Here is a 20,659-nt window from a genome sequence, read left to right on the forward strand (position 1 = left end):
TGGCTCCTTTATGCGCTCTGCTGCTTTTTCAAGCGTTGCAGCGCCATCAAAATCCGCTCCGGCGTGGCTGGTGCGTCAAGGCGCGGATTGACACGGTAATCAGCCGTGCTGGCCACCGCCATCGACAAGGCCTCAAACACCGAAATCGGCAGCATGAAAGGCGGCTCGCCGACAGCTTTCGAGCGGCGGATTGTTTCCTCCCGATTGACCGACCATGAAGCCAGATTGACATTGAAAATACGTGGCCGATCAGAAGCGAGCGGGATTTTATAGGTTGATGGGGCATGAGTGCGCAAACGGCCTTTATTGTCCCACCACAATTCTTCTGTGGTGAGCCAGCCCATACCTTGCACAAAGGCACCTTCCACCTGCCCGATATCAAGCGCCGGATTGATGGATTTGCCGACATCATGCAAGACATCGGCACGCTCGACCTGATATTCGCCGGTCAGCGTATCAATGCTGACCTCAGAAACCGACGCACCATAGGCATAATATAAAAACGGCCGGCCTTTACCTTCATCCCTGTCCCAATGGATTTTCGGTGTTTTGTAAAAGCCTGCTGCCGAAAGTTGCACCCGCGCGGCATAGGCCGCCTGTATAAATTGCGGGAAGGTCATGACCTGTGCGCCAAGCCGTACGTTGTTTGGCTCGAAAACCACCTCTTCGGGCTGAATCTTATAGGTTTCACAAGCAAAATTTACCAGTCTGGCTTTAATCTGGCGCGCCGCATCTGCCGCCGCCATACCGTTTAAATCAGTGCCCGATGAGGCGGCTGTGGCAGAAGTGTTCGGCACTTTGTCGGTACGTGTGGCCGTGGCTTTAATATGCTTCAGATCGATCTGAAACTCTTCCGCCACGATCTGCGCAACTTTGGTGTAAAGCCCCTGCCCCATTTCGGTGCCGCCATGGTTCACCTGCACCGAACCATCGGTATAAATATGAACCAGCGCCCCTGCCTGATTGAACTCGGTTTTGGTGAACGAAATACCAAATTTCACCGGCGTCAGCGCAATACCGCGCTTGATGACGCGGCTGTTACGATTAAACTCCAGCACTTTTTCGCGTCGTGCCGCATAATCGGAGCTTTCCTCCAGTTCTGCCACCACACGCTGAATAATATTATCTTCAACAGTCTGATAATAAGGCGTCAGATTGCGATCATCCGTCCCATAAAAATTGACTTTTCTGATCTCTAACGGGTCTTTGCCCAAATAATAGCCGATCTCCTCCATGATCCGCTCGGCACCCACCACCCCTTGCGGACCACCAAAACCACGAAAAGCGGTGTTGGAAACCGTGTTGGTTTTTTGCGGGCGTGAGACAAGCCTTACATTGGGATAAAAGTAAGCATTATCAGCATGAAACAATGCACGATCCGTCACCGCACCGGACAAATCAGCACAAAAGCCGCAGCGCGCCATAAAGCTGGCATCCACTGCTTCAATGCGGCCATCATCATCAAAACCAACCTGATAATCGACATAGAAATCATGGCGTTTGCCAGTTGCTTCCATATCATCATCACGATCGAGACGAATTTTAACCGGAGCACGATATTTCTTCGCGGCAATCGCGGCCACACAAGCAAAAAGATTGGCTTGCGTTTCTTTGCCGCCAAAACCGCCACCCATCCGGCGCACCTGAATGGTCACCGCATTGGATGGAACATGGAGCGCATGGGCTACCATATGCTGCGTTTCGGTGGGGTGCTGGGTGGATGAATAAATCGTCACATCATCATCTTCCCCCGGCACAGCAAAGGAGATCTGCCCCTCCAGATAAAAATGATCCTGCCCGCCGATCTGCATCGAACCGGACACAATATGTTTGGCGGTTTTAAAGCCCGCTGCAATGTCTCCGCGCTCCAGCTTCATCGGCGAAACCACCATCGGATAATCGGCCGCTTTTGCTTCGCGCGCATCCAGCTGATGGGGCAAATCGTGATAAGTGACCTTGGCTTTTCTCGCAGCTAAACGCGCCTGCGCCCGTGTTTTGGCAATCACTGCAAAAAGCGGCTGACCGAAAAATTCAACTTTGTCGGTGATGAGAATAGGCTCATCATTCAAACCCAGCGGGCTTAAATCATTAACGCCCGGAATATCTTTATGAGTGAGAATGCCAACCACACCCTCACAGCTTAAAACATCGGCGAAATCCATATCCGTTACATTGGCATGGGCGCGTTCTGAAAAGCCTAAATAGGCATGCAAAGTGCCAGCCGGTTCAGCAATATCATCAATATATTCGGCTGTCCCCGCCACATGTTTATGGCCGGATTCGTGGCTTTGATTTTCATGAGCGCCGCCTTGGATGCGTGCAATTGTCTGCATTTTATTCATAACAACCTCCCGGATCGCGCTGCTCAAGCCACCGCTTCACGGCTTAACCGCAACTCTGTCTCGCCCGTTGTTTCCAGATAAAAGCGACGCAGCAGATTTTGCGCGACCAGTAAACGATAATCCGCACTCGCGCGCCAATCACTCAAAGGTGTAAAATCTTGCGGCAGAGCTGCAATTGCTTCCTCTATCGCTGCCTCGTCCCAAACTTTGCCAAGCACAGCAGTTTCAGCATTTGAGCCACGTTTTGGTGTGCCGGCCATGCCGCCATAGACAAAAATGGCTTCAGCCACACGGCCTTCCGCATCAAGTTTGACAGAAAAACCACCGCAAACCGCCGAAATATCCTCATCCATCCGCTTAGTGATTTTATAAACCGCAAATCGCGTATTTTCGGCAAGTTTCGGGATTTCGATCGCCTCAACAAATTCAGATTTTTCACGATCCTGTTTGCCATATTCAATGAAATAATCTTGCAGCAGCACTTTGCGCCGTGACGTATTTTTACGCAAAATAATCGACGCTTGCAGCGCAATCAAAGCGGGCGGCGTATCGCCAATCGGTGAGCCATTGGCAATGTTGCCGCCAATCGTACCCATATTTCGTACCTGTTCGCCACCGATACGGTTCCACAACTCCCGCACTTGCGGCACATGCTGACAAATCAACGGATAAAGCGCCGAATAAGTCACGCTTGCGCCAATATGAATATGATCAGCTTCTTGCCTGATCTGGCAAAGCTCTTCCAAACCGCCAATGAACACCGCCGGTGTGATGGAACGCATAAATTTCGTCACCCAAAGCCCGACATCGGTTGAACCCGCAACCAGCACAGCATTGGGATTTTCTTCCAGCACAACGGCCAGATCATCCACATCGGCAGGGATTATCAGCCGCTGGCCGTCATGCTCGACCTCGACACGGCAGCCATCTTTCAACGCCTTTAATTTTTCGATCATGTCGGCGCGGTGCTTAACCAGCAAATCACCGTTTAAATCACCCGAGCGCACAACGCTTTCAGCCGCACGGATAATGGCAGCATAACCGGTGCAACGGCATAAATTGCCCTGCAAGGCTTTTTCAATCCGCGCAACACTGGGTGATGTTTCCTGCATCCAAAGCCCGTAAAGCGACATGACAAAACCGGGTGTACAGAAGCCGCATTGCGAAGCATGGGTATCCACCATTGCCTGCTGTACAATATGCAAACCACCGTTTGATGCTTTCACCGCCTCGACAGTGACGACATGGCAGCCATCTAATGACCCGACAAAACGAATACAGGCATTGACCGATTCATAATGTAATTCGCCATTGAGCAAGCGCCCGACCAGCACTGTGCAAGCGCCGCAATCGCCCTCGGCACAGCCTTCTTTGGTGCCGCGCATCTGCCGGTCAAGCCGCAAGAAATCAAGCAAGGTTTGATCGGCAGCAACCTGATCCAATCTCACCAGCTGATCATTAAGATAAAAATGAATAAATTTACGAATTGCAACGCTCATGAGCCTTAGCTCCCGCGATAAGTGGAATAAGAAAAAGGCGATACCAAAAGCGGCACATGATAATGCTGGGCAGCATCACTAATCCCAAAGCGCAACGGCACCTGATCTAAAAAGGCAAAATTTCCGTTGTCGCGCTTGACTTGAAAATAATCGCCGACATGAAAGACCAGCTCATATTGGCCGGTCTGCATCGTCTCGCCCGCCAATAGCGGCTCATCACAACGCCCGTCATCATTGGTGCGGACATCTTTGAGTTTTTGATGTTTATCATTATCAAGGCGGTAAAGCTCGATACGGAGATCACGCGCCGGAACACCTTTCGCCGTATCAAGGACATGAGTCGTCAACCGCCCCGCCTTTTGCTGTTCAGCGCTCATACAAATTCCTCCCCGTATAGTCTCCCTATCCTACAGTATCACTAAATCTGTCTTATAATGAAAGCATGCTTATCAATGGATGACTTTCAAATATTTCAATGGGAATATAGCTTTTAAAATCAGCATATCATGACCTCATATTTATTGTTCGTTTCGGGAAAAACGCATGAAATATCCACGTGATCTGATCGGTTATGGTGCTAATCCGCCCCATCCGCAATGGCCGGACAATGCCAATATCGCAGTACAATTTGTCATCAATTATGAGGAAGGCGGCGAAAGCTGTATTCTGGATGGTGATCCGGCATCTGAATGTCTGCTCTCCGAAATTGTCGGGGCGCAAGCATGGCCCGCTCAGCGCAACCTCAATATGGAATCCATTTATGAATATGGTGCGCGTGCCGGTTTCTGGCGGCTGCACCGCGCTTTTACCAAACGCAATATGCCGGTAACCGTTTATGGTGTCACCCAAGCCATGGCGCGTAACCCGCAAGCCGTGGAGGCGATGAAATCTGCCGGCTGGGAAATTGCCAGTCACGGACTGCGCTGGCTCGAATATAAAGATTTTGAAGAAGAGATAGAGCGCCAGCATATTCGTGAAGCCGTGCGCCTTCACACAGAACTGACCGGGGAACGACCGCTTGGCATTTATCAAGGCAAGCCATCACAAAACACATTGAAACTGGTGATGGAAGAAGGCGGCTTTGTCTATTCTGCCGATTCCTATGCCGATGAATTGCCCTATTGGGTGGAAGGAGAAAACGGCCCGCATCTGATTGTGCCTTATACATTGGATGCCAATGATATGCGCTTTGCGACCCCGCAAGGGTTTAATGCCGGTGATCAGTTTTTCAATTATCTTAAAGATAGTTTTGATGTGCTTTATGAAGAAGGTCAGGATGGCGCGCCAAAGATGCTGTCGATCGGCCTTCACTGCCGTCTTGTCGGCAGACCGGGGCGTATGGCAGCGCTCAACCGCTTTCTTGATTATGTGCAAAGTTTTGACAAGGTCTGGGTGGCACGCCGCATTGATATTGCCCGTCATTGGATCAAACATCATCCGGCACCCAAAGCGGCCAAACCCACGAACCATCCTTCAATGATGGAAAAAGCAGCCTTTGTCGAAACATTTGGCAGCATTTTTGAACATTCTCCATGGATTGCTGAGCGGGCTTTTGCGCAAGGCTTGGCAAGCGCCCATGACCATGCAGCTACGCTGCATGAAGCAATGGCTGCAATTTTCCGTCAGGCAAGCGAAGAAGAGCGTCTGGGCGTTTTATGCGCGCATCCGGACTTGGCCGGAAAGCTGGCACAAGCCAAACGCCTCACCGCAGAATCCAGCGCCGAACAAGCATCTGCGGGACTAGACGCTTTAACGGATGAAGAGCGCAGCCTCTTCAGCGAGCTTAACCAGCGCTATGTCGAACGCTTCGGCTTTCCATTTATCATTGCGGTCAAAGGGCTCGATAAAGCTCAAATTCTGCAAGCTTTCCAAGCCCGCATCGATCACGAGCGCGCACAAGAATTCGAGACCGCCTGCCAGCAGGTTGAGCGCATCGCTTTATTGCGTTTGAACAGTATTTTACCGGAGTGATCCCCATGTCTGACAATAACCTTAAAACCGCTCACTATTATGCCCCGCATGGTGGCCAGCCTCCGCAGACACAAATCATGACCGACCGTGCGGTTTTCACCGAAAGCTATGCGCTGCTGCCTAAAGGCACGATGATGGATATCGTCACCAGCTATCTGCCTTTCTGGGATAAAACGCGGGCATGGGTTTTATCGCGTCCGCTCTCCGGTTTTGCCGAAACTTTCTCGCAATATATTATGGAAGTTCAGCCACAGGGCGGCAGTGATAAACCGGAGCTTGAAAAAGGTGCGGAAGGTGCCATTTTTGTGGTGGAAGGCGAACTCACCATTACACTGTCCGGCCAGCAGCACATCATGAATGAAGGAGGCTTTGCCTTTATTCCACCCGCCAGCGACTGGCAGGTGAAAAACAACAGTGACAAGCCGGTGCGGTTCCACTGGGTGCGCAAGCTTTATGAGCAGGTGGAGGGCATTGATGTGCCGAAAGCCTTCTTCACCAATGAAAAAGACATCACCCCAAGCCCGATGGCGCACACTGAAGGCAAATGGGCAACCACCCGCTTTGTTGATCCGCAAGATCTGCGCCATGATATGCATATGACGATTGTCACTTTTGAACCGGGTGCTGTTATTCCTTTTGCCGAAACCCATGTGATGGAACACGGCCTTTATGTGCTGGAAGGCAAAGCGGTTTATCGTCTGAATAAAGACTGGGTGGAGGTAGAGGCCGGCGATTTCATGTGGCTGCGTGCTTTTTGCCCGCAGGCTTGCTATGCAGGTGGCCCGGGTAAATTCCGCTATCTGCTTTATAAAGACGTCAACCGTCACATGAAGCTTGGCTCACCTTTCGCGCGGTAAAATCTCATGCAAAACACCATCAAGATCAGTCCGCTGACGGCCGCAGCCTTTGCCCCTTTCGGCGATATTTTATGCAAAACACAAGCGCCCTCTGCTTATCATATCAATCAGGGCAATTGTCTGCGCCATCATGATCTGGCCAAGATAGAAGCCACAGGCACCAATGCACGTGTGTTGATCAATATTTTCAGCGCCAAGCCTTATAGTCTGCCTTTACTGCTCAATATGGTGGAACGCCATCCTTATGGCAGTCAGGCTTTTATGCCGCTGTCACCTGAGCCGTTTCTGGTGATCGTTGCCCATGACACCGGCGAAGGTCCGGCGCGTCCACAGGCTTTCATCACCCAAAGCGGCCAAGGCGTCAACATTCACCGCAATGTCTGGCACGGGGTTTTAACGCCATTGAACAAGCCATGTGATTTTCTGGTGGTCGATCGCGGCGGCGACGAGAATAATTTACAGGAGTTCTTTTTCCCCACCCCCTACCTCGTAGAATAAGTCTTCGCAGAAGCCGACAGGCTCTGACATTATACAAAAAAAGCCCCGCCGGTCATATGACCCGCGGGGCTCTTTAATGCCAATCTTAACTGATTTTACTCAGGGAAGAAAGCGAAGCGAATTACGAAAAGTGCCGCTACAATCCATGTTGCAGGATGCACATCACGCGCTTTACCGGAAACTGTTTTCAACACAACATATGAAATGAAGCCGAAAGCCAGACCGTTTGCAATGGAGTATGTCAGCGGGATCGCCAGCACAGTCATTGCAGCAGAGCTTGCATTGGTAACATCATCCCACTCGATTTCTGCCATTTCACGCATCATCAAGCAAGCAACATAGACCAGTGCCGGTGCAGTTGCGACAGCCGGAACAGCTGAAGCAAGAGGAGAAATGAACAGAGCTGCGAGGAAGAGAACTGCAACAACAGCAGCAGTCAGACCTGTACGGCCGCCAGCCTGCACACCGGCAGCGCTTTCAACATAAGCAGTAGTCGAGCTGGTACCGATCAGCGAACCACCGATGATGGCGGTGCTGTCTGCAAACAAAGCTTTGCTCAAACGGTTTGGCTTGCCTTCAGGCATCAGGCCAGCGCGCTTGGAAACACCGATCAGAGTGCCGGTCGCGTCGAAAACTTCAACCAGAACAAAGACGATGATCACCTGAATGAACCCGACATGCAGAACACCCATGATGTCGAGCTGCAGGAAGGTGGAAGTGATGCTTGGCGGTGCAGAGAAAATGCCGTTGAATGAGCTCACGCCCAAGATCATGGACAGAATGGTGATTGCCAGAATACCGATCAGGATCGAACCACGAACCTTCAGGGCATCAAGACCCGCCATAATGAAAAAGCCGAGAATTGCAAGCAAGGTTCCGGTCTGCGTCAGATCACCAAGACCAACCAAAGTGGCCGGATTATCAACAACAATACCGGCATTTTTCAAACCGATAAGACCAAGGAACAGACCGATACCGGCAGCAATCGCGCTGCGCAACGACATCGGAATACCTTCAATCAACCAACGGCGCACACCAGTGACAGTCAACAACAGGAAGATGATACCTGAGATGAAAACTGCACCCAGTGCCTGCTGCCAGGAAAAGCCCATGGCACCAACGACGGTGAAAGCGAAGAACGCATTAAGCCCCATACCAGGAGCCATACCGATCGGCCAGTTTGCAACCAGCGCCATCACGATGGAACCGAGAGCTGCAGCCAAACAGGTTGCAACAAAAATCGCGTTTTTGTCCATACCGGTTGACGACAGAATGTCCGGATTAACGAACAGGATGTAAGACATTGTCAAGAACGTGGTGATACCGGCAACGACTTCTGTCCTTACCGATGTGCCGTGTTCTTTAAGCTTAAAAAGCTTTTCCAGCATATTAGCCTCCTGGCATATTTGCCCAATACAGTGCTAGAATATCATGCGCCACTACAAGCGTTATTTCATATATGACCTGTATTTTTCCGTCGCTCTACTGTCAGTTCATACCGAAGCAGACAAAACTCCGTCTAAATACTTAATTACCAGCATTATATTCATTGGAACATTTGCAAATTTGCATTTGAGCCAAGTGACCTGCCGGTTAAGCCGCAGACAATCGCCACTGAAAATACCGATCACCTTATTGCCTTGATTTTGCCATTATCAGATAGGTGCGTCTACGTAAATCAGTCTGAATGCGCTTTTGCCTGAGCGCTAGCCCCTTATTCCACAACTATTATTGAAACTGTTTAAGTTTTAGCCTGATAATAGCAGGTATCATGCCTTATTTGCCGCATTATCGGCTTTTATCAAAAATAGCCGAGACTCAGCTGCCCGCCTTTGCTACAGTGATTAAAAGAATTTTGGCCATAGTAAAACAGCAGACCATTTCAGGTATTACTTATACATAAAATGGCTCTTTTCGTATCAGCACACCGGCCACATACTCTCTTTGCCGTTGCAATATGTCGCCTTCACAAAACCATATGTGAAGACTATGCAACCAGCACCGTAACACCAGCTTAAAAGTGACCATTTCCATAGCATGACCCAACAACCCTTCTGGCAGCGCAAAACCCTTGAAGAAATGAACCGACAGGAATGGGAAAGCCTGTGCGATGGTTGCGGTCAGTGCTGCCTGCATAAATTGCGCGACTTCGACACCGACGAGATTTATTTCACCACCGTTGCCTGCACCTTGCTCGACAACAACACCTGCCAGTGTTCGGATTATACCAACCGCAAGAAAATCGTGCCGGATTGTATTTTTCTAACCCCCGAAATCGTCAATGAAGTGGATTGGCTGCCACCAACCTGCGCATATTTATTGATTGCTCAGGGGCAGGATCTGCATTGGTGGCACCCGCTTGTGTCGGGCAGTTCAGAAACCGTGCATGAAGCCGGCATTTCCGTTAAAGGCAAGATCACTGCTTACGACCATGAAATGGAAGAAGACGAAGATTATATTCCGCATATGGTTGGTGTGTCCGGCTGAAAGTCCCTTGAAAACAAGGTGACACTTCAGGCAACCGGCATCGCCATTTTGCTTTTATTAATTTTTGCATAAAAAAGCCTGACTGGCGATAACCAGTCAGGCTTTCTTGTTTGGTATTGTCAGAAACTTACTGCTTCAGCGCAAATGTGACCGTGACGGAAACATTATATGAGTTTTCACCGGCCGACATTGGCACGGAATCAGATGGTGCAGCAGCTTCAATCGCCATCATTTTACCGCGCATCATCGGAACCGGAGCCGGCCGGCGTGATGATTCATTGATTTCCAACACATCACCAAGGCCAACTCCTGCAGCATCGGTCAGGGTTTTAGCCTTTGCAATCGCATCGGCAACAGCACGCTTGCGCGCTTCGGTGATTGTTGCTGACGGATTGTCATTAACAAAAGTTACGTTACCGCCCTGATTAACGCCCAGCGTGACAGATGTATCGAGAATATTGCCAAGTTTGGTCAGATCGCGCACGCGTACGCTCAAAGTATTGGACACCGAATAACCGGAGATTTTCGGCTGGGTCAGACCATTTTTGTCATCAGGATAAATATAGCGTGGCTGAATATTGAAGCCACCGGTTTGCAGGTCGCGTGGCTCAACACCTGCTTCTTTCATCGCCGACAGAACTTTGTCCATCGCTTCATTGTTTTGGGTCAGCGCATCACGCGCTGTTTCTGCTTCACGCAGGACAGACAGATTGAGGAGAGCCATATCAGGCGCAACATTCATTTCGCCTTCGCCAGTGACGGTAATACGGGAAGTTCTTTTTTTCATTTGATTCTCTTGAGCAATTGCTGAAGCGGGAAAAACGCTGACCAGCGCAGTTGCCGCCACTGCAGTGAGCGACAATGAAGCAACTAAAAAAACTTTCGCACGTGTTGTCATAATGTCTCCTGTTGGAAAATTTGTCTCAATTTTCAGTTTTGCAATTGATTATGTGCGGATTAGGGCAATTGTTACAATTGCCAGCTTGTCTAACATATATTTTTCGTTTAGGTCAGTTGGTGCGTGGGGCCTGTAGCTCAATTGGTCAGAGCCGGCGGCTCATAACCGCTTGGTTGGGGGTTCGAGTCCCTCCGGGCCCACCATTTTTCATTTACATTTCTTTTTTGATTCAAGAGGGCGTGCTTTTAGGTAAGCTTCTCTCAAATAAACTGTAAGCTGTCGAAAGATGTAATGGCGATGCATAACCTTTTTCCTGATATTTCAGATCGTTGCATCAATGGCGCCTCTCTCTCGCGCGCTGAATTGACAAAGCTTGCAGCCAAAAGTCAGCCCTATAAAATCTATGACTGCAATCTGGAGAATATTGATCTTTCTAATCTAAACCTGACCGGCTGGGTGTTTGAAAACTGTCAGTTAAAACAAGCTGATTTTACCAGCGCTCTTCTGGAACAATGCTGGTTTAAAAACTGCCGCGGGGCCTATGCCAACTTTACCGCTGCCTTTTTACTCGAAGCCCATTTCGTCGACAGTGATTTTAATAATACAAATTTTGTCGGCGCCATGTTGTCGGAAGCAAGTTTTAACGGTTGTAAATTAACCGGTGCCGATCTCACCCGCGTCAAAACAACCGGCACTTTTATCAAAGACACAACATTATCCGCCGCACGTCTGCCCCGTTTTTCTTTTCGTAAGGCAGAATTGGAAAATGTCGATTTCAGTTTTGCTGATTTATTTGAATGTGATTTCCGTGAAGCCGATTTTGACAATTGCCGCTTAAGCGAAGCCAATCTTGTTGACGCTAAATTTGATGGCGCAGATTTACGCGGTGCTGATCTTGGCGGCTTGCGCCTCAATGATGCCAGACGTTTTAAAGGCGCGATCATTTCAAAAAGTCAGGCGAGTGAAATTTTAGCCGAAATGGGACTGAAAGTTCTTTAGTAATCTCAGAAATCTATTTACAAAAAAGCGAATGCATTAGAAAATATTTGCATCAATATTTTTCAAATTCGGAGCGTTATCATGAAACTTGGATATACGATCATTTACGTTCCGGATGTGGCTGCTTCTGTAAAATTTTTCTCCGAATGCTTTGGCTTTCAGGTAGGTTTCCTGCATGAAGGTGGTGATTATGGCGAGCTGGAAACAGGTGAAACGACACTTGCCTTTGCCAGTGTCACTTTAGCCGACACGAATTTTAAAACCGGCATTGTGGCAGCGCACGCGTCTGATAAGCCACTTGGTATGGAGGTTGCATTCGTTACAGACGATGTTGCGGCGGCGCACGCAAAAGCCTTGGCAAACGGCGCGCAGGAACTGGCAGCTCCGAAACAAAAACCGTGGGGACAGACGGTCTCTTATCTCCGCAGCCCGGACGGCACTTTGATTGAGTTATGCACGCCTGTAGGTGGCTAAGCGTCTTTATCAGCCCTCATCAAGATGAAATTTATGCAGGATGCGATGCACAACCGGCGCGCAGAGAAAGCTGACTGACGCCAGGAAAAACAAATTGGCATAAAGGCCAAACAAGCCGATAAATAATTTGCCGCTCAAACTATCCGGCATTTGTACAATCCCAAATCCACCGAGCAGAAAGGCCGAATGGATCATCGCATTTTCAAGCGTTATCTCTTCAAAATATAAAAGCCCTGTCGCACCAACCAAAACGGAAAGCCCCAATACGCCGACAACCCAACAAAAGTGTTTCAATAGACGGGCTGCAAATGCCCCTTTTGACAATAATTTATCACTTGCGCGTTCATACATGGTTTTTCCGCACTCAATCCACCCGTTAACCGCTCCATTATAGCGAGCACAGCCAAAAGCAAAGCTATTTAAAAGCTATCCGAGAAGCAACCAGCACGACTGTCATATGAATGCAGCATTACTGCTGCAAAAGGCACATATTCGTAGCTTTAAATATCTGGCCATGTCACGCGTTTTCAAAGACCTGGCCGCGGATGGAAACCGGATCTGCCTTTGTCAAAACCACAACGTATGCCTATCAGCGCCCTCAAAGTTGCCGAGCGCGCCGGCGTTTCCCGTTCAGCTGTATCACGCACTTTTACCGAAGGTGCCAGTGTTTCCCCTGCCACCCGTCTCAAGGTTTTAAAAGCCGCCGAAGAACTGGGCTATCATGTCAACCATCTGGCACGCGGACTTATCCGCCATCAGTCTGGCATTGTTTGTCTGATCGTTGCCGATATTAACACTCCGCATCAATCAGTTTTTTTGGAAGCGACCACCCGTCACCTGCAAGCCACCGGCAAAGTCGTCATGGTGCTCAACACCTCCGGCGAACAACATACAATCGAAAATGCACTGCGCCAGACGCTCAATTATCGCGCTGATGCCACGGTTGTTATGTCGGGCCGCCCTTCCCGCTCATTGGTCGAAACCTGCATTCATAACGGGCAGCGGGTGATCACCATCAACCGCGATGATCTGCCAGAAGGCACTGAGCAGATCATCGTTGATAATGCCGAGGCAACCAAGGAAGCTTTTTTGATGCTTGAGAGAGCCGGCTGCAAAAATCTGGCCGTTATCAGCTCCACCGCCGGCTCGCCCAGCATTTTAGCGCGTGAGAAATTTTTCATGGAAGCTGCCGTCAAAGCCGGAGTTCCAGCACGTCTTTGTCGCGTAGGGCCGACCAATTATCAAACAGGCATTGAAGCGGCACGCCAAATATTGGCAGGCTCAAACCGCCCTGATGGCATCTTCTGTGTTACGGATTTGCTTGCACTTGGCTTTATGGATGCAGCAAAACGGGATTTTTCTCTGCATATACCGCAAGATCTGTGCATCATCGGTTTTGACGATATACAGCAAGCAAGCTGGCAAGCCTATGAATTGACCACCTTTCGCCAACCATTGGAAGAAATTGCCCAAACAATCGCCACCAGCCTGCAAGACAATACCAGCCTGCCACCACAGGTTAAATTTCCGCTACAAACGATCTGGCGGCGCTCTGTTCGTCCCTGATCCTTTATTGCTCATCCATCAGACACGCAAAATGCCTCGCAATATATAATTTAACAGCAAGAATCGGGATGCGCTTGTTCTTGCTTGGCGCTATGTCATGATAGACAGGATGAGGCTTCCAGATGTACCAGCTTGATAAAAAAAACGACGACCATACACGGCTTGTTGAAAATGATCCGCGCTGGCAAAAAGTGATGAGCCGCGATAAGTCAGCCCGTGATTTTGTCTTCGCCGTTCAGTCTACCGCCATTTACTGTCTGGCTTGCTGCCCTGCACGCCGCCCAAATCCTGAAAATATCAGTTTTTACAACACGCCCGCAGAGGCAGAAGCGGCGGGTTATCGTGCCTGCAAGCGCTGCAAACCCGATCAGGCCGATGCGGGCGACAAAATACGTAATCTCATTGAACAAGCCTGCCGCCGCATTGAACTCGCGGAGGAAAACATCCCATTGGCAGAGCTGGCAAAAGCCGCCGGATTAAGCCCATTTTATTTCCAGCGCCAATTTAAAGCCATAACCGGCCTGACGCCTAAACTTTATGCGCGAACTGAGCGCGCACGACGTATGCGCGAGGCATTAACGGATAAGGACAGCAACGTGACACAAGCTATTTATGATGCCGGTTTTCAATCATCAAGCCGCTTTTACCACCATGCTGACGACATGCTTGGCATGAGCCCGACAGCCTTTAAAAAAGGCGGAAAAAACATGGAAATCCGTTTTGCAGTGGCTGAATGTTCATTGGGTTCCGTGCTGATTGGCGCTACATCAAAAGGTATTTGCGCGGTCACACTCGGCGATGATCCTGAAGAACTCGTGCAAAACCTGCAAGACCGCTTTCCGCAAGCAGAGCTTTTCGCAGGCGACAAAGAATTTGAAACCCATATCGCCGCCGTGATTGCGCATATCGAAAATCCGGCACAGGATTTTGATCTGCCGCTCGATATTCAGGGCACGATCTTTCAGCAAAAGGTCTGGCAGGCTTTGCGTGATATTCCAAGCGGCCAAACCACCAGTTATTCAGATCTGGCCAGTCGTATCGGCCAGCCCAAAGCCAGCCGTGCGGTGGCCGGTGCGTGCGGTGCCAATAAAATTGCTGTCATCATCCCGTGTCATCGTGTTGTGCGCAATAATGGCGACCTCTCAGGCTATCGCTGGGGCGTAGAGCGCAAACGCGCCCTGCTCATCAAAGAGCAGCAAAAGGCGCAAACAAAACCTGATTAAAAAACTCCATATTAAACTTGACACACATACTCACCATTATGTACTAGCCTGAAATTGTAAGTGTGGTTGCGTACAGAAACCACGCATTCACTTTTTAAAGCCGCGCTTTAAGCACATTCCTCCCAAGACTGTTTAAAAGTGCCGCTGGCTATCATTGAGGTCGTATCGTGTTCAACGTGAAGATGTTTGCCGCCACCGTCTCTGTTGTCTTACTTGCCGGATCATCATCCGCTGCATGGGCAGAGCCGATTACATTAAAAGATCATGGCGGACGCACCGTCACCCTGCCAAAGGCGGCACAGCGTATTGCTTCCATTCCCATTCCAATGGCATCCACCATCATTTCCATTGATGGCAGCACCTCCAAGCTGGTCGGTATGAACCCCACCGCTAAATCTGCCATTATGGAAGGCGTATTGGGTAAAATCTTCCCGGAAGCCAAAGACATTCCGTCTGATATTACCGCGCCAAACTTCATCCCTAATATTGAAGAACTGGCTGCAACCAATCCTGACCTTGTTATCCAATGGGCGGATTACGGCGCTGATCTGGTTGATCCTTTGACCAATGCGGGCCTTAATGTCGCTCTCATTTCTTATGGCACTGAAGAAAAAGCCCGCTACTACCAAAACATGGTAGCAACAGCCATTGGCAAGCCGGAACGTGCCGCATTGATTAATGGCTGGCGCGATCAGGTGGCACAGGAAATGGCGGCAAAAACCAAAAATATCGCCGCCGACAAGCGTCCGAAAGTGCTTTATCTTGGCCGAGCAATGGAAAAACTCACTGCTTCCGGCAATGAGGGCAATTATAATGCCTGGTATATTGATTTGACCGGCGGCCTGAATGCGTCTGCGGATGTCAAAGGCAATGGCACCACCATCAGCCCTGAACAGATTGCCGAATGGAACCCTGATGTCATTCTGCTTAATAGTTTTGAGGCCAAGCTTGGCCTTGAGCGCATCATGGATGACCCTATCCTGTCGCTGACCAAAGCCGCGCAAGACAAGAAAGTCTATAAGCTGCCGCTTGGTGGCTATCGCTGGGATCCGCCAAGTCAGGAAAGCCCGCTGACATGGATGTGGCTGGCCAATATTCTGCATCCTGAGGTTTTCCAATATGACCTGCGCGGTGAAATGAAAAAAGCTTATAAGTCGCTTTATAATTATGACTTAAACGACGCAGACATCGACGGTATTTTGTGGATGGACATGCAAGGCAATGCTGCAAATTACGCACAATTTGCGAGCAAATGATATGAGCTCTGTGGTCACAGAGACTGTTACAAACACGATACGCCGTCACCGGACGGCGTATCGTTTTGGCAGTTTTGGCTTGATGATTGCAGGTCTCATTGCCGTCATGTTGCTTTCCATCGGAGCGGGACGTTTTTCTGTCAGTGCCGCACGTATTCTTGAAATTCTAACCAATAGCCTTATCAACCCGTCGGCCGCGCCGGAAGCGATGGATGAGCGCATTGTGCTGCTCGTGCGTCTGCCACGCGTATTGCTGGCAGCTTTATCCGGTGCAGCGCTTGCTGTGGGTGGTGCGGCATTGCAGGGTGTGTTTCGCAATCCCCTTGTATCACCACAAATTCTCGGTATCAGCCAGGGGGCAGCCTTTGGCGGCGCATTGGCGATTTTCTTCGGCTTTTCAGGCTTTATCCTGCTAGGCATGGCCTTTTCGCTCGGGCTTGTTGCACTCATTATTGTTGGCGCTTTAGCGCGCATCAATGGCCGCACCGAAGTCATTACCGTCATTTTATCCGGCACAATTATCGGCGCTCTTTTTGGTGCTCTGGTTTCCATCGTCCAGTTTCTGGCTGATCCCAACACGTCGCTGCCAGCCATTGTGTTCTGGCTGATGGGTTCATTTTCCACCGCCACATGGGCGCGTTTGGGATTGGCCGTTCCCGGCATGGCTATCGGCCTGCTGATTGTCTACATGCTGCGCTATCGCCTCAACCTGCTGGCACTGGAAGAAAGCGAAGCACGATCTCTGGGCGTGAACCCCGACAAAGAACGCTGGTTTATTTTTGCTGCTATCTCATTGATGACCGGCACATCCGTTGCCGTTGCCGGCATTGTCGGCTGGATCGGCCTTGTTGTGCCACATGCAGCACGCATCATCGTTGGTGAAGATCACCGCGCTTTGATCCCTGCATCGGCCATTTTAGGTGCTGCCTATCTCACCTTTATCGACACATTGGCACGCACATTAACCGCAGCAGAAATTCCGCTTGGTGTGTTAACGGCACTGATCGGCGCGCCGGTTTTTGCTGTGCTTTTACGTCGTCATTTCAGCGAGGCAAACCGCACATGATCGGCTTGGAAGCAGCATCCGTTGTCTTCGGCAAACGGACATTATTTCAAAATATCAGTTTTACTGTTCCGGTCGGGCGCTCGCTCGCTATTCTTGGCCCCAATGGACGTGGAAAAACCACCTTATTACGTGCATTGCTTGGCTTTCAGGCTTTGCATCAAGGCACACGCCATGCACCTAAAATTGCCGGCTATGTGCCGCAGCATGGCGCGTCGCAAGCCAAGCTCACCGGCCTTGAAGTTGTCACCATGGGCAGAGCCGCGCATTTGGGCCTGTTTGGCCATCCAAGCCCAAAAGACCGCGAATTTGCCTATCAGGCGATGGAAGAAGTGGGCGCAAACGCCTTGGCTCAATTGCGCTATGACCGCATGTCCGGCGGTCAGCGGCAATTGGTGCTGATTGCCCGCGCCCTTGCCACCGGATCGCCTGTGCTGGTTTTTGACGAACCTACATCCGCACTTGATCTGGGCAATCAGGACAAAACCCTCAAACTTCTCGACAGATTACGCCGCAAGCGTGAATATGCGATTATTTTCACCACCCATGATCCAAATCATGCGCTGGCTGCCGCCGATGATGTTTTGCTGATGCAGCCGCAAGGTCGCGAAGAACATGGTAGTGTCGGCGATATGATTGTGCCTGAAAAACTGGCCGAACTTTACGGTGTGCCGATGTGCTGGGTTGATGTAAGCGGCTCCGATGAAGAAGCCCGCAAAGCCATTCTCCCCGCTTTTGCCGGAAAAGAAGCAGCATGAGTGTACTTTATTTAAAATCTGCCTTTGGCGATGTTTCAACCGTCATTCAAAAAGCCGCAGACACCGGACTTGTCACCATTGTTGAACAGGCCAATTTTGATGCGCAAATCCTCGCGCAGCATCAAGGGCTGATTACCGGTCAGCAATGCGACCAAGATGTTCTGCTGCAACTCAAACCGGCACTTGAAACTTTCATGAACAAAGGTGGCCGATGGTTTTTCAACGGTCATATTGTGCGTCCGTTTTTGGATGGCTTGCATCAATATCAGCCAATTTCCGCACCAAAACGTGCAGATTTTGATCTCAATTCGCTCAATTTCCATCCCATTTTTGCAGAAATTGACCTCAAAAAGCTCGAAACCAACAAAAATGTTGCAGGTTTTTACGGTCGTGGATGCAATCCTTTGCCGGAAAATGCTGTCGCCATTAATGGTCTTGGTGCAAAATTTGTACCCGTTGACTGGGTTTGGCATCGTGCCAAAGGTGGCAGGTTTTTCTCCCATTCCGGCAATGATCTGGCATCAATGGGGCTTGAGTGGGGGCTTGCGCCTTTATTGAGCGAACGCATTCTGGAATGGGTGGCAGGTGGCGCTTGTCTTGATGAAAGCACCACACATTTTCAGCAGCCGCAAACTGATTTACCATTGGCCAAAGCGCAGAGCTATCAAGGCGCACGGATAAGTAAAGCAACCAATGCGCCGCGCATTGTCGTGCCATCCAGCGGCAATTATTACCATATTCACAGCCTCGAAGGTGACGCCTATAGCCATGCTTTTGATGTCATCACCACACCGGAAGAGCTTGGCACCATACTCACGCCAACAGATGTTCTCTGGGTGCCATGCCGCACACCGGCACAAAGGATGATTGCGCAAAAGCCGGTTATTGCCAGGCATTTAGAAAATGGCGGCACGGTCATTGCTTTGGGCGAAAGCCGCTCAGACCTGTGGCTGGATCATATCACTTTCCACGAAACCCCTACCAATTGGTGGTGGTGGCTGGATGAGAAAGCCGACCTCGGAGTGAGGGTAACAGACCCCAAACACCCGCTCATGAAAGATATGACCACCCAAGATGTAACCTGGCATTTGCATGGCTGGTTCGAGCCACCGGCAGGTGCTCAAATTTTGGCGCGCGATGGTGACAACCGCCCGATCCTTTATGTGGATGACGTCTCGACCAATGGCCGGATGATTATTTCCTCCCTTGATCCGATGTTCCATCACGGCTCGCATTTCATGCCTGCCACCACCCGTTTTTTAGACCGTTTTATCCCCAATCTGAAAGCCATGATCCATGCATGACATTATCACCGTTGCCGAAAACGGCATGAAGCTCACCTTCTCGTTTCACGATATCAACACCTATCATGGTGGTGGTTTTCCAGGGGGGGTAACCCATGCGCTCAAAGCCATGCAGGCAGGTTTTGCGCTGTTTGATCAACCGGTTGAGCGTCGTGAAATTGTCATCAACACCGCCTTTTCAGGCCCGGGCGGACGTGATGCCATGGAAATGGTCACCCGTGCCCTGACCGATAACCGCCTCACCATTGATAAATCTTTAGGCGGCAAAAACGTCATCGACGAATTTCCGGGGCCTTATGTCTGGCATTTCACCTATCGCGGCAAAACCGTTGAAGCCGTGATCAAGCCCGGCCATGTGAGGGAAGAGTTTGTGCGCCTTGGTGCAAAGGCTGATAAAACACCGAAAGAAGCAGAACAACTGGAAGACCTGAAAGCCGAAATGGCCAACCGTCTTTTGCCACTATCGGCAAATGAAATTTACACCACCCGTTTTCTTTAAAAAACAAAAAAAGCGGCGCACTTAAAATGCGCCGCTTTATTTAAATCAAACACACTTTAAAGCTTAAATAACCACTGGTTGAATGCGGTTCATCACCGCGCGCAACACGCTATAAACTGTTGTTACAGAGGTTTTGGCATTACCTGCCGATGGCTTGTTTTCAATCTCGATACGATAATTGGCAACCGGCGATTCCACATGATATTCATGCACATTGCCCGGCGCTTGCGGATCAGCCACCAGCTCCACTTTCGTGGCTTCAAAGCCTAAACCTGCCAGCGCCAATGTTGCCGCCACATTGGCATTTTTCGGATATTGCTGCGCTGCATCACGCGCATTGCCCTTGAAAAAAACCACCGCTTCTTTGACATTTGGCAGATCCAGAATGTCTTCAGCAGGTGTGCCAGACCAAGCCACAGGTGGCTTGCGGCCACGATAGGTAACACTTGTCAGACCTGTCGGGCGAAGAGCCGACAGAATATCCACACCACCAATAGCCCCAGCCGGCAAGATGATCTGACCACCGCCCGTTTCAGCCGCTTTGCGCAAACGTGTTTCCAGTTCCTGATCAGCCAGCGCACCGATTGAGACGATAATTGTATCAGTGCCACGGCTTAAAAATTCCGGCACATAAGCAGAAACGGCGGAATGGCCTGCGCATTCGATCACCAGATCAAAAGAAGCTCTTAAAAATTCTTCACCATTATCAACGACGGTTAGTTCACCGGCAACTTTCTTGCCCTCTTCCGCCAATTGCTGGCGTGTGGTTTCTGCAAATTCCGGCAGGCTCAAAACGGTCAGGGAGGATAAAGGAGCGGCTAATTCATCACTCAGCAACTTCATTAAGGTGCGTGAAATATTACCATAACCGATTAAACCGATACGCATTCATTTTCTCCCTGAAATAAAGTGGCGCGCATGCCCATAAACTGCTGCTGGTGTTTACACCCAAAATGCCCTTCGTG

At 50.0% G+C, this 20,659-nt stretch carries 20 protein-coding genes and 1 tRNA gene; 14 read left to right on the forward strand and 7 right to left on the reverse strand.

Annotated elements, in window-relative coordinates; genetic code table 11:
* Window positions 1-8: 8 nt before the first annotated feature.
* From xdhB to uraH, 3 genes are read right to left on the reverse strand one after another with little or no spacing between them, the layout of a single operon-like run.
* Window positions 9-2,342 carry a xanthine dehydrogenase molybdopterin binding subunit gene (xdhB, locus tag FHS77_RS05480; protein WP_184221107.1) on the reverse strand — a complete coding sequence of 778 codons (2,334 nt, stop codon included), beginning with the start codon at window positions 2,340-2,342 and terminating at the stop codon, window positions 9-11.
* 23 nt (window positions 2,343-2,365) lie between these two features.
* On the reverse strand, window positions 2,366-3,841 hold the full coding sequence (xdhA, locus tag FHS77_RS05485) for a xanthine dehydrogenase small subunit (RefSeq protein WP_184221109.1): 1,476 nt from the start codon (window positions 3,839-3,841) through the stop codon (window positions 2,366-2,368).
* A gap of 5 nt (window positions 3,842-3,846) precedes the next feature.
* Window positions 3,847-4,218 (reverse strand): hydroxyisourate hydrolase, encoded by a 372-nt coding sequence (gene uraH, locus FHS77_RS05490; RefSeq protein ID WP_184221111.1) that lies wholly within the window; start codon window positions 4,216-4,218, stop codon window positions 3,847-3,849.
* Between the two features lie 166 nt (window positions 4,219-4,384).
* Between uraH and puuE the strand changes: the two genes are divergently transcribed.
* The 3 genes from puuE to FHS77_RS05505 are packed head-to-tail and all read left to right on the forward strand — an operon-like array spanning window position 4,385 to window position 7,167.
* Window positions 4,385-5,812, forward strand: a complete 1,428-nt coding sequence (gene puuE / locus FHS77_RS05495) for an allantoinase PuuE (protein ID WP_184221113.1) — start codon at window positions 4,385-4,387, stop codon at window positions 5,810-5,812.
* A 5-nt stretch (window positions 5,813-5,817) separates the two neighbouring features.
* Window positions 5,818-6,669, forward strand: a complete 852-nt coding sequence (locus tag FHS77_RS05500) for a bifunctional allantoicase/(S)-ureidoglycine aminohydrolase (protein WP_184221115.1) — start codon at window positions 5,818-5,820, stop codon at window positions 6,667-6,669.
* Window positions 6,670-6,675: 6 nt separating this feature from the next.
* Complete coding sequence (locus FHS77_RS05505; protein WP_184221117.1) at window positions 6,676-7,167, forward strand: ureidoglycolate lyase; 492 nt, start codon at window positions 6,676-6,678, stop codon at window positions 7,165-7,167.
* A 95-nt stretch (window positions 7,168-7,262) separates the two neighbouring features.
* Here FHS77_RS05505 and FHS77_RS05510 read toward each other — a convergent pair whose 3' ends face one another.
* On the reverse strand, window positions 7,263-8,555 hold the full coding sequence (locus FHS77_RS05510; protein WP_184221119.1) for an NCS2 family permease: 1,293 nt from the start codon (window positions 8,553-8,555) through the stop codon (window positions 7,263-7,265).
* A 649-nt stretch (window positions 8,556-9,204) separates the two neighbouring features.
* Here FHS77_RS05510 and FHS77_RS05515 point away from each other — a divergent pair.
* Window positions 9,205-9,654, forward strand: coding sequence for a YcgN family cysteine cluster protein (locus FHS77_RS05515; protein WP_184221121.1), 450 nt, complete (start codon window positions 9,205-9,207; stop codon window positions 9,652-9,654).
* Window positions 9,655-9,781: 127 nt separating this feature from the next.
* Here FHS77_RS05515 and FHS77_RS05520 read toward each other — a convergent pair whose 3' ends face one another.
* Entirely contained in the window at window positions 9,782-10,552 is a 771-nt protein-coding gene (locus tag FHS77_RS05520) for an SIMPL domain-containing protein (protein ID WP_184221123.1), read from the reverse strand.
* 126 nt (window positions 10,553-10,678) lie between these two features.
* Here FHS77_RS05520 and FHS77_RS05525 point away from each other — a divergent pair.
* From FHS77_RS05525 to FHS77_RS05535, 3 genes are all read left to right on the forward strand, one after another.
* Window positions 10,679-10,755 (forward strand) — tRNA-Ile (locus FHS77_RS05525).
* Between the two features lie 88 nt (window positions 10,756-10,843).
* Window positions 10,844-11,551 (forward strand): pentapeptide repeat-containing protein, encoded by a 708-nt coding sequence (locus tag FHS77_RS05530; RefSeq protein ID WP_184221125.1) that lies wholly within the window; start codon window positions 10,844-10,846, stop codon window positions 11,549-11,551.
* 81 nt (window positions 11,552-11,632) lie between these two features.
* The gene (locus tag FHS77_RS05535) at window positions 11,633-12,025 is read left to right on the forward strand and encodes a VOC family protein (RefSeq protein WP_184221127.1); all 393 of its coding nucleotides are present in this window, start codon (window positions 11,633-11,635) and stop codon (window positions 12,023-12,025) included.
* Window positions 12,026-12,034: 9 nt separating this feature from the next.
* On the opposite strand, the gene FHS77_RS05540 is transcribed toward FHS77_RS05535, so the two are convergent.
* Entirely contained in the window at window positions 12,035-12,376 is a 342-nt protein-coding gene (locus FHS77_RS05540; RefSeq protein ID WP_184221129.1) for a two pore domain potassium channel family protein, read from the reverse strand.
* A 213-nt stretch (window positions 12,377-12,589) separates the two neighbouring features.
* Here FHS77_RS05540 and FHS77_RS05545 point away from each other — a divergent pair, with 213 nt between their 5' ends.
* The 7 genes from FHS77_RS05545 to FHS77_RS05575 all read left to right on the forward strand — a co-directional run bounded on the left by FHS77_RS05545 (window position 12,590) and on the right by FHS77_RS05575 (window position 19,694).
* The gene (locus FHS77_RS05545) at window positions 12,590-13,591 is read left to right on the forward strand and encodes a LacI family DNA-binding transcriptional regulator (protein WP_246431234.1); all 1,002 of its coding nucleotides are present in this window, start codon (window positions 12,590-12,592) and stop codon (window positions 13,589-13,591) included.
* 122 nt (window positions 13,592-13,713) lie between these two features.
* Window positions 13,714-14,814: a bifunctional DNA-binding transcriptional regulator/O6-methylguanine-DNA methyltransferase Ada gene (ada, locus tag FHS77_RS05550; RefSeq protein ID WP_184221131.1), complete on the forward strand. Its 1,101-nt coding sequence runs from the start codon at window positions 13,714-13,716 to the stop codon at window positions 14,812-14,814.
* A 182-nt stretch (window positions 14,815-14,996) separates the two neighbouring features.
* Entirely contained in the window at window positions 14,997-16,070 is a 1,074-nt protein-coding gene (locus FHS77_RS05555) for an ABC transporter substrate-binding protein (protein WP_184221273.1), read from the forward strand.
* Between the two features lies 1 nt (window position 16,071).
* A complete protein-coding gene (locus FHS77_RS05560; RefSeq protein ID WP_184221133.1) occupies window positions 16,072-17,136 on the forward strand; it encodes a FecCD family ABC transporter permease in 1,065 nt (354 codons plus the stop codon).
* The gene (locus FHS77_RS05565; RefSeq protein ID WP_184221135.1) at window positions 17,133-17,891 is read left to right on the forward strand and encodes an ABC transporter ATP-binding protein; all 759 of its coding nucleotides are present in this window, start codon (window positions 17,133-17,135) and stop codon (window positions 17,889-17,891) included. The genes FHS77_RS05560 and FHS77_RS05565 overlap by 4 nt, the downstream gene beginning before the upstream one ends.
* A complete protein-coding gene (locus tag FHS77_RS16100; RefSeq protein ID WP_210307038.1) occupies window positions 17,888-19,195 on the forward strand; it encodes a hypothetical protein in 1,308 nt (435 codons plus the stop codon). The genes FHS77_RS05565 and FHS77_RS16100 overlap by 4 nt, the downstream gene beginning before the upstream one ends.
* Window positions 19,188-19,694 carry a hypothetical protein gene (locus FHS77_RS05575; protein ID WP_184221137.1) on the forward strand — a complete coding sequence of 169 codons (507 nt, stop codon included), beginning with the start codon at window positions 19,188-19,190 and terminating at the stop codon, window positions 19,692-19,694. Before FHS77_RS16100 ends, FHS77_RS05575 begins: the two co-directional genes overlap by 8 nt.
* A gap of 63 nt (window positions 19,695-19,757) precedes the next feature.
* Here the strand turns inward: FHS77_RS05575 and FHS77_RS05580 are convergent, their stop codons facing one another.
* Entirely contained in the window at window positions 19,758-20,582 is an 825-nt protein-coding gene (locus FHS77_RS05580; RefSeq protein WP_184221139.1) for an aspartate dehydrogenase, read from the reverse strand.
* Window positions 20,583-20,659 lie beyond the last annotated feature (77 nt).

Origin of the sequence: Paenochrobactrum gallinarii (assembly GCF_014205685.1) — a bacterium.
Lineage (GTDB): Bacteria > Pseudomonadota > Alphaproteobacteria > Rhizobiales > Rhizobiaceae > Paenochrobactrum > Paenochrobactrum gallinarii.